The sequence below is a fragment of the Nonomuraea ceibae genome (assembly GCF_019396325.1).
Lineage (GTDB): Bacteria > Actinomycetota > Actinomycetes > Streptosporangiales > Streptosporangiaceae > Nonomuraea > Nonomuraea ceibae.
The window spans coordinates 99,736-106,190 of the sequence record NZ_JAHKRO010000020.1 but is presented as its reverse complement, the minus strand read 5'-3'; the positions used below and the strand labels follow the sequence as shown (position 1 = coordinate 106,190).

Annotated in this window: 7 protein-coding genes; 2 read left to right on the top strand and 5 right to left on the bottom strand. The window is 72.4% G+C overall.

The genetic code is table 11. The annotated features are described in order from the left end of the window. Window positions 1-909 precede the first annotated feature (909 nt). On the top strand, window positions 910-1,842 hold the full coding sequence (locus KME80_RS16300) for a metalloregulator ArsR/SmtB family transcription factor (RefSeq protein ID WP_219505983.1): 933 nt from the start codon (window positions 910-912) through the stop codon (window positions 1,840-1,842). Then, on the top strand, window positions 1,839-2,438 hold the full coding sequence (locus KME80_RS16295; protein WP_219505981.1) for a dihydrofolate reductase family protein: 600 nt from the start codon (window positions 1,839-1,841) through the stop codon (window positions 2,436-2,438). Before KME80_RS16300 ends, KME80_RS16295 begins: the two co-directional genes overlap by 4 nt. Window positions 2,439-2,443: 5 nt before the next feature. Here KME80_RS16295 and KME80_RS16290 read toward each other — a convergent pair whose 3' ends face one another. The 5 genes from KME80_RS16290 to KME80_RS16270 form a co-directional block, all read right to left on the bottom strand. After that, window positions 2,444-2,893 carry a DUF1801 domain-containing protein gene (locus tag KME80_RS16290; protein ID WP_219505979.1) on the bottom strand — a complete coding sequence of 150 codons (450 nt, stop codon included), beginning with the start codon at window positions 2,891-2,893 and terminating at the stop codon, window positions 2,444-2,446. Window positions 2,894-3,143: 250 nt separating this feature from the next. Next, window positions 3,144-4,739 (bottom strand): FAD-dependent monooxygenase, encoded by a 1,596-nt coding sequence (locus KME80_RS16285; RefSeq protein ID WP_219505977.1) that lies wholly within the window; start codon window positions 4,737-4,739, stop codon window positions 3,144-3,146. Between the two features lie 106 nt (window positions 4,740-4,845). Further along, a complete protein-coding gene (locus tag KME80_RS16280) occupies window positions 4,846-5,136 on the bottom strand; it encodes an MTH1187 family thiamine-binding protein (RefSeq protein ID WP_219505975.1) in 291 nt (96 codons plus the stop codon). Window positions 5,137-5,352: 216 nt separating this feature from the next. Continuing rightward, window positions 5,353-5,676 (bottom strand): hypothetical protein, encoded by a 324-nt coding sequence (locus KME80_RS16275; RefSeq protein WP_219505972.1) that lies wholly within the window; start codon window positions 5,674-5,676, stop codon window positions 5,353-5,355. A gap of 9 nt (window positions 5,677-5,685) precedes the next feature. Further along, window positions 5,686-6,363, bottom strand: a complete 678-nt coding sequence (locus tag KME80_RS16270; protein WP_219505968.1) for a uracil-DNA glycosylase — start codon at window positions 6,361-6,363, stop codon at window positions 5,686-5,688. Window positions 6,364-6,455: the final 92 nt, after the last annotated feature.

Sequence of the window (6,455 nt, the reverse complement as noted above, 5' to 3'; positions counted from 1 at the left end):
GCCCCTCACCCACCCGCCCCTCACCCACCCGCCTCACGCCCAAGCCCACCCGCTTGGCCACCCGGCCCCGGTCCCCGCTGTCGCCCCTACGCCCGCTGTCCCCTGCCGCTTGGCATCGCGCCCGCCTGCCAGCGCGCCGCCCGTCCCTGGCATCGGGCTCACCTCCGGACCGGGCTGCCGCAGTCCCCGCATCGGACCGCAGTCCCCGCATCGGACCCGCCTCCCGCATCGCGCCCGCCTGGCGCCGCGCCCTCTCGCAGCCCCGCACCGTGCCCCCCCTGCGCTGGCACCTGCCAGCTCGCTCCCCACGGGTCCGGTCGCCCCCACCTGCCAACTCGCTCCCCACGAGCCCGGCACCCTCCACGAGCCCGGCACCCTCCACGAGCCCGGCACCTCCACGAGCCCGGCACCCTCCACGAGGCCGGCGGCCTCCGCGCGCTGCCATCCGGCCCTGGGTCCAGGCCATCCGATCCCGGCCTCGGCGGTCCGGCCTGGTTCGGTCTTGGGCCTTGCCAAGCCGGGTATGGACCTTGTCCGTAGCGCGCCTCTGGTCCGTCGCGCGGGCACCCCCGCCGGTCCGTTCGCGGGCGCCGCTCTGGTCGTGCGTCCGGCCGGTCCGGCCTCCGGCCTGTCGGGTGCGGTGCGGGCGTCATCCCCCGGGCCTGTCGGGTGCGGTGTGTGCGTCGTCCCCGGGGCTGCGGGGTCCGGTGTGGCCGTCGTCTCCCGCGTCCGCTGGCCTGTTGCGCGGGCGCGCCGCTGGTCCGGTCCCAGCCCCGCAGGTGCGGTATGCGGGTCTCTGGATTCGGTCTGCTTTCGGGAAGGGGCGGGTCGGAAGCGGGGCGGCGTGGTGCAAGCGGCTGCCTAGTTATTCCTTGACACGAATATTCGTCATAGTGAATACTTCTGGGCATGGACGAACTCCTCGCTGCGTTGGCTGATCCGGCGCGTTGGCGGCTCGTACGGCTGCTGGCTGAGCGGCCGCGGCCCGTGGGGGTGCTCGCGCGGCTGGCTGAGGCAAGGCAGCCGCAGACGACCAAGCACCTGCAGAACCTTGAGCGGGCCGGGGTCGTCGTCTCGCAGCGCACGGGCCAGCGCCGGATCTACGCGCTTCGGCCCGGGCCGCTGCGGGATCTGGCGGCGGTGCTCAACGGGCTGGCCGATGCCGCGGATCAGGCCGGTGAGACGTATGACCGTTATGGGCTCAGTGTTCAGGCGGAGCGGCTGGCTGCGCGGGAGGCGGGATGGGCCGATGGTCGCTCGTTCCGCTTTCATCGGTCGCTGGCCGCGTCGCCCGAGCTGGTGTGGCGGCATCTGACCGAGGCGGAGTTGCTCGCCCGCTGGTGGACGCCGGACGAGTTGCGCGTCTCGGAGTTGGTGTTCGAGGCGTGGCCGGGCGGGCGGATCGTGCACGAGTATCGCGACGCCGAGGACACCGACGGCTCCGATCCGGTCGCCGGGCGCGCGGAGGGGGTCGTCGTCGAGGCGCAGCCAGGGGAGCGGCTGTCCTATCGGCTCTCTCCGCGGCTACCTGGTGGGGGTGTCGCGTTCACCGCCCACCTCGACCTCGACCTGCGTCCCGGCGGCGCCGGTTCGGGCGCGGGGACGGAGCTGGAGGTCCGGTTCCGGGTGGCCGACAGCACGGTGGACTCGGCGGACTTCATCGCGGGGATCGAGCTCGGGTTCGGGCAGAGTCTCGACAAGCTCGCGGCGACCCTCCAGGCCCTTCAGGCCCTCCAGACCAATCAGGCCGATCAGGCCCTCCAGGTCAATCAGGCCGATCAGGTCAATCAGGCCGGACAGGCCGAGCACGCGGACGACACCACTACAGGGAGCACGACATGACCACTCAGGACAACCGCAGGGTCACCGCCAACCTCAGCCTCACGATGGACGGGCGTTACAACGGCCCCGGCGGGCCTGCCGACTTCGCGGCGTTCGCGCCGTACGTGACCAGCGAGGCGGCCAGGGATCACATGACCCGGATGTGGGAGAGCGCGACGACGGCGCTGCTGGGGAGGGTGAACGCCGAGGGGTTCCTGGGCTACTGGCCGCCGGTCGCCGAGGACGAGGACGCCGACCCGCGTGACCGCGGCTACGCGAAGTGGCTGGTCGACGTGGAGAAGGTGGTCTTCTCCAGCACGCTGACGGAGGCGCCGTGGGAGCGGGCCCGGGTGGTGAACGCGCCCGCCGCGGACGTCGTCGCCGAGCTCAGGACTCAGGAGGGCGGCGACATCCTGGTCAACAGCAGCGCGAGCGTCATCAAGCCGCTGCTGGCGGCGGACCTGGTCGACCGCCTCTACCTCATGATCTTTCCCGAGATCGCCGGGGGCGGGCAGCGGCTGCTGGAGGACGGGCTGCCGGCCACGTCGTGGAAGCTGACCCACCAGGAGACCGGCGCGATGGGCGAGATGGCCATGGTCTACGACCGGGCCCGCTGAGAAGGTCAGGGCCCAGGAGGGCGGCCGGCTCGGTCGACGCCGCGGTGGACGCGCACCGTACGGTCGATGAGCTCGCGCAGGGCGCCCTCGTCGACGGCGTCGAGCCGTTTCAGGTAGAGGCACCCCTTGCGGGTCGTGTGCGGGCCGAGCCGGGCGAGCACGGACGCGTGCCGCTCCTCGTAGCCGCCGACCAGGTAGACGACCAGGTGCTGCTTGCGCGGTGAGAACCCGGCGAGAGGCCAGTCGCCGGTGTGGCCGCTGGCGTAGACGTAGTGGTAGCTTCCGAAGCCGACGATGCTCGGCCCCCACATCACGGCCGGCTCGCCGACCACCTCGGTCATGATCGCGCGCAGGCGCAGGGCGTCGGCCCGGCGGCGCTCGCCGGGGACCGCCGCCAGGAACGCGTCCACGTCGGCGCCGGTCGGGACGGTCACCGGCTGTTTCGAGGTCGCCATGACGGCATGCTCCCACGCGGGTCCGACAAACGTCATACGGCTCTGGCCGCCTCGTGGGCGGGGGCGATGGCGGAGGGGATGTCGCGCCACATCGGTGGCAGGGACGGCGCCGTGCCGGTCGCCGGGTAGGAACAGCACGGTGGCCCCCGTCCCGGCCACGACGTCCATCGCGCCGCCCTCGGGCGAGGACGGCGCGGTGCTCGGCACGTGACGTACGGGTTTGTCCTGGTACGGGACGCGGGCCAGGAACTCAGCGGCTCAGCACGGTGCGCAGGACGTGTTCGAGGGTGGTCGCCGGGTCGCCGGTCAGGCCGGGGGAGCGCCAGGCGACGTAGCCGTCCGGCCGGACGAGCACGGCGCCGCCCCCGCTGACGCCGTAACGCTCCTGCCAGCGGCCCTCGACGTCCATCAGCTCCTCGTCCACCAGGATTCTGGCGAGCCGTACGCCGAGCCGCTCGGCGACCAGCCTGCCCGCCTCGGCCCAGGGGCGGCCGCCGTGCTGGTGGGCCAGCAGGACGAAGCCCGACCCGTACAGGTCGATGGTGGAGATCGGCTGCCCGTCCCAGTCGAGCAGCACGTGCGGCGCGCGGCTGCCGGGGCGGGCGGTGGGGTGGCGCGGATCCTCCAGCAGGGAGCCGTCGTCGCCGGGCTCGGGGATGACGGCCGTCGAGTGGTAGCGGTAGCCGAGGATCGCGCTCATGGGGTCGTCGAGCGGCTCCGGGTAGCCGATGCGGGCCGCAGGCGGCATGCGCACGCCGAGGTTGGCGAGCTGGGCGTCGGCGGTGAGCGTGCCGATGGGCCGGCGTTCGGCGTCGTAGGTGTCGAGGAACCCGGGCCCGGCCTGCCCGGTGATCACGAGCCAGAGCCGCCAGGCGAGGTCGCAGCCGTCCTGGAGTGCGGTGCTGCCGCCCTGGCCGCCGGTCGGCGGCATGGTGTGGGCGGCGTCGCCGGCCAGGAAGACCCGGCCCTCGCGGTAGCGCTCGGCGAGCACGTGGGCCATCGGGAACGTGGTGGTGTCGAGGACGCGCACGTCCAAATCGGGCACGCCCACGGCCAGCCGGACCAGCTCGGCGCAGTGTTCGGGGGTGAAGTCGGCGGCGCTCTGGCCGGGGGCGTAGTTGACGCCCAGCACGTGCGCGCCGACGCCGGTGCCGGTGACGATGACGCCGGTGAAGGCGTCGTTGCGCAGGTACCAGAGGGTGACCTCGCGGTCGCGGACGAGCCCGGTGAGGTCGGCGTCGAACATGATGGAGCACATCTGCCCCAGTTCGCCCTTGCCGCCGACGGGGATGCCGAGCTGGTGGCGCAGCGGGCTGCGGTAGCCGTCGGCGGCGATGACGTAGTCGGCCCGGACGACGCTCTCCTGTCCGCCGGAGCGCAGGACGGCGAGCACGCTGTCGCCGTCCTGCTCGACGGAGACGAGCTCGGTGGAGAAGCGCAGGTCGGCGCCGAGCTCTTCGGCCTTGGCGCGCAGCACCCGTTCGATCTCGGCCTGCGGGGCGCCCACCTGGGCGGCGGGCGTCGCGTCGGCGAGGAAGGCGAACTCCTCCTTCTCGTCGGAGATGATCATCTGCGGGTCGGGGTCGTTCAGGCTGGTGGCGATGGCGATGCGCATGTTGTCGCCGATGCCGGCCCAGACGTCGGCCAGCGCCTGCTCGACGCCGGGGACCGGACGCATGAGCTCCACGGCCCGCGGCCCGACGCCGAACGCCTTGGGCTGGACGGACGTGCCCGGGTGCCGTTCGACGAGCATGACGGGGACGTCGCGCCAGGCCAGCATCATCGCGGCGCTCAGCCCCGCGTAGCCGCCGCCGACGACGAGGACGGGGACTCGCGGCTGTTGCATGACCCACCTCCGGAAACGCGTAATATCGTGTCGTGTGCGAGCGACACGATATGTCGTGAGTGCCCGACAGGTCAAGACATATCGCGTTTGGGAGGCGGGGATGGCGTCAGGAGAGGTGGCGTTCGAGCGACTCCAGCTTGCTCGTCATGCCGTCGGTGACCCCGGCCCGCAGATCGGCCTTGAGCACGAGGCTGACCCGCGGCGCGACCTCGGCGACCGCGTCGACCGCCTGCTTGATCACGCCCATCACCTCGTCCCACTCGCCCTCGACGGTGGTGAACATCGCGTCCGTGCGGTTGGGCAGCCCGCTGTCGCGGACGACCTTGACGGCGCGGGCGACCGGCTCGGCGACGCCTTCGCCGACGCCCAGCGGGGTGATGGAGAATGCCACGATCACGGTGTGCCCTCCCGGGGTCACGGCGCGGACCGGCCGCGCCGGCGAACTCGGCCAGGAGCGCCCGCGATCAGGAAGAAAGGCGCTCACCGGCCCTGAAGATCGATCCTAGTGAGCGCGCCAGGACGGGCCGGAGCCCGCCCCGCCGACCGACGCCGCCGGAGCAGGCCGGCGCCGGCCATCTCGTCCGCATCGCACCGGATGCCGGACGCCACGGGATCACGCGTGGATGTGGTCCTCGTCGTCCTCGTCCTCGCTGGGACCCTCGGAGGGCTCCACGCCCAGGACGGCCTCGCGCGGCTCGATCTCCTCGATGTGGTCGACGAGCTGGAGCACGTGCTCGGGCTCGATGAGCCACTGCAGCGCGGAGGCGCCGGTCTCGTCGGAGGAGACGAGCTCGGCCTGCTCGGTGCGCTCCTCGTCGGTCAGCTCGGCGTCGGGGTGGCGGATCTCCGCCATCGCGGCGGCCTGGAGGGCGTCAACGTCGAGCACCTCGACGGTCAGCTCGACCGTGAGGCGTAGGAACTTCTGTGCATCACTCATGGAGCGAGCCTAGGGCAGCTTCCACTCCACAGGGGATGCGCCTTGCTGGACGAGCAGCTCATTGGCCCGGCTGAACGGCCGCGAGCCGAAGAAGCCGTTGCGCGCCGACAGCGGCGACGGGTGGGCCGACTCGATGCGCGGCACGCCGCCGAGCATCGGCGCCAGGTTGCGCGCGTCGCGCCCCCACAGGATCGCCACCATGGGCTTGTCGCGCGCGGCGAGGGCGCGGATGGCCTGCTCGGTGACCTCCTCCCAACCCTTGCCCCGGTGGGAGGCGGGCTTGCCCGGCATGACCGTGAGCACCCTGTTGAGCAGCAGCACGCCCTGCTCGGCCCACGGCGTCAGGTCGCCGTTGGACGGCCGGGGCAGGCCCAGGTCGCTCTCCATCTCCTTGTAGATGTTGAGCAGGCTGCCCGGCAGCGGCCGCACGTCGGCGGCGACGGAGAACGACAGGCCGATCGGGTGGCCGGGCGTCGGGTAGGGGTCCTGGCCCACGATCAGCACCTTGACGTCGTCGAAGGGCTGGTTGAAGGCACGCAGGACGTGGGCGCCCGCGGGGAGGTACTGCCTGCCCTCGGCGATCTCCTTGCGGAGGAACTCGCCCATGAGGGAGATGCGCTCGGACACGGGCTCAAGAGCTTGGGCCCATCCGGCTTCGACGACTTCGTTCAGGGGACGACCGGCCATGGCCGATCAGCTTAGTCAGGTCCGGTACGGCATGCGTACCGAACCGGGAGAAATGATCACGGGCGCCCGGTCGTGCCGGACGCCCGTGAGCT

What these genes read in the sequence shown, in the direction of transcription:
- KME80_RS16295 (WP_219505981.1), top strand. Translation starts at nt 1,839, where the DNA reads ATGACCACTCAGGACAACCGCAGGGTCACCGCCAACCTCAGCCTCACG.
- KME80_RS16285 (WP_219505977.1), bottom strand. Translation starts at nt 4,739, where the DNA reads ATGCAACAGCCGCGAGTCCCCGTCCTCGTCGTCGGCGGCGGCTACGCG.
- KME80_RS16270 (WP_219505968.1), bottom strand. Translation starts at nt 6,363, where the DNA reads ATGGCCGGTCGTCCCCTGAACGAAGTCGTCGAAGCCGGATGGGCCCAA.
- KME80_RS16290 (WP_219505979.1), bottom strand. Translation starts at nt 2,893, where the DNA reads ATGGCGACCTCGAAACAGCCGGTGACCGTCCCGACCGGCGCCGACGTG.
- KME80_RS16300 (WP_219505983.1), top strand. Translation starts at nt 910, where the DNA reads ATGGACGAACTCCTCGCTGCGTTGGCTGATCCGGCGCGTTGGCGGCTC.
- KME80_RS16275 (WP_219505972.1), bottom strand. Translation starts at nt 5,676, where the DNA reads ATGAGTGATGCACAGAAGTTCCTACGCCTCACGGTCGAGCTGACCGTC.